Source organism: Leeia speluncae (assembly GCF_020564625.1).
Lineage (GTDB): Bacteria > Pseudomonadota > Gammaproteobacteria > Burkholderiales > Leeiaceae > Leeia > Leeia speluncae.
Window position 1 is genome coordinate 1 of record NZ_JAJBZT010000027.1, and the last position, 1,471, is coordinate 1,471.

The window sequence follows — 1,471 nt, forward strand, 5'->3', positions numbered from 1 at the left end:
AACAAATGATGCGCCAGTAATTGATCTAGATGCCAATAATTCACATAACGTAATGAGCAAACAAGCTATTTCTGGATTGTTCAATACAGGTGTTGATAATAACGGCGCTGCCTTAGCGCTAGGCGTGACAGATAGCCATTACACAATGCTATCCGGCCCTACAGGTAATAGTGTCACTAGTACGACATCGCAAATCTCTGGTTCATGGTTTGCCAATGATGGTGACTCGGTGTGGGTGGGTTCAACCGGTACTCAACCTACTGGCTTATATCAATATCAAACTAGCTTTACGCTTCAGGCGGGTGCTGATCCTAGTTCTGTTCAGATAAGCTTTGATATTGGTGCAGATAATTTCTTAAGAGATATTCTGGTTAATGGTGTCTCTACAGGAATTTCATCCGCCTTGGGTTATCGCACTTTGACCCATGTTGATTTGAATGGTGTAACTGCTGCTTTCCAAAGCGGTAATAATGTTATTACTTTTGTAGTTGAAAACCGCGATGCTGGCTACCCGACTAATTCAGGTCCGACCGGGTTAAGAATTGACAATATTACAGGGACAGTTGAAGTAATTAGTGGCTCAAATTCTACTAATTTAACTGGTTATGTTACTGATTATATTGAAGGTACTCCGGTTTCAATAGCCGATTCTGATGTGTCGATTGCAGATGCGGATAATACGACAATCCAAAGTGCAACTATTACATTAACCAACGCTCAAGCCGGTGATTTGCTACAAGTTGAAAACTTACCTGCAGGTATTACAGCGTCTTCATACAACGCTGTGACTGGTGTGTTAACGCTAACTGGTAGCGCCACTTTGGCTGCTTATCAAACTGCTATTCAGGCAGTGAAGTTTAATAGTACGTCTGATACACCAAACAGTACGATTGATCGAGTCATTACTGTTGTCGTGAATGATGGTCAAGCGAATAGTAATGTAGCAACAACAACAGTCCATGTTATCCCTGTTAATGATTCTCCGGTTTTAGACTTGGATCAGGATAACTCTTCTGCAACGGGTACGTCTTATGCGGCTACGTATACAGAGAATGGCACTGGGGTTGCTATCGCGGGTAATGATGTACAGATAACTGATGTAGATAGTACTGAAATTAAGAGTGCGGTTATTCATCTAACCAATGCGCAAAGTGGCGACTATTTGGCTGCTGGCACATTGCCAACGGGATTAGTCGTCAGCCAATATGATCCAATTAATGGCATTATTACGATTAGTGGTACTGCCTCATTAGCAATTTATCAAACAGCGATTGCTGCAATTAAGTTTGCAAGCACATCGGATAATCCAACAAACATTACGCGCACTATTGAAGTAACGGTAAATGATGGGTCAAGCAATAGTAACGTTGCTGTATCTTCTATTACGGTTATTCCAGTGAACGATGCGCCAGTGAACACCGTACCAGCCACCCAAATCACTAACGAAGATACCAATAAAGCCATCACTGGT

General features: G+C 42.1%; 1 protein-coding gene. It reads left to right on the forward strand.

Annotated features, from left to right (window positions below; translation table 11 throughout):
- Positions 1 to 1,471 (forward strand): hypothetical protein (locus LIN78_RS17940; RefSeq protein WP_227182258.1); only part of this gene is annotated, 1,471 nt, incomplete at both ends.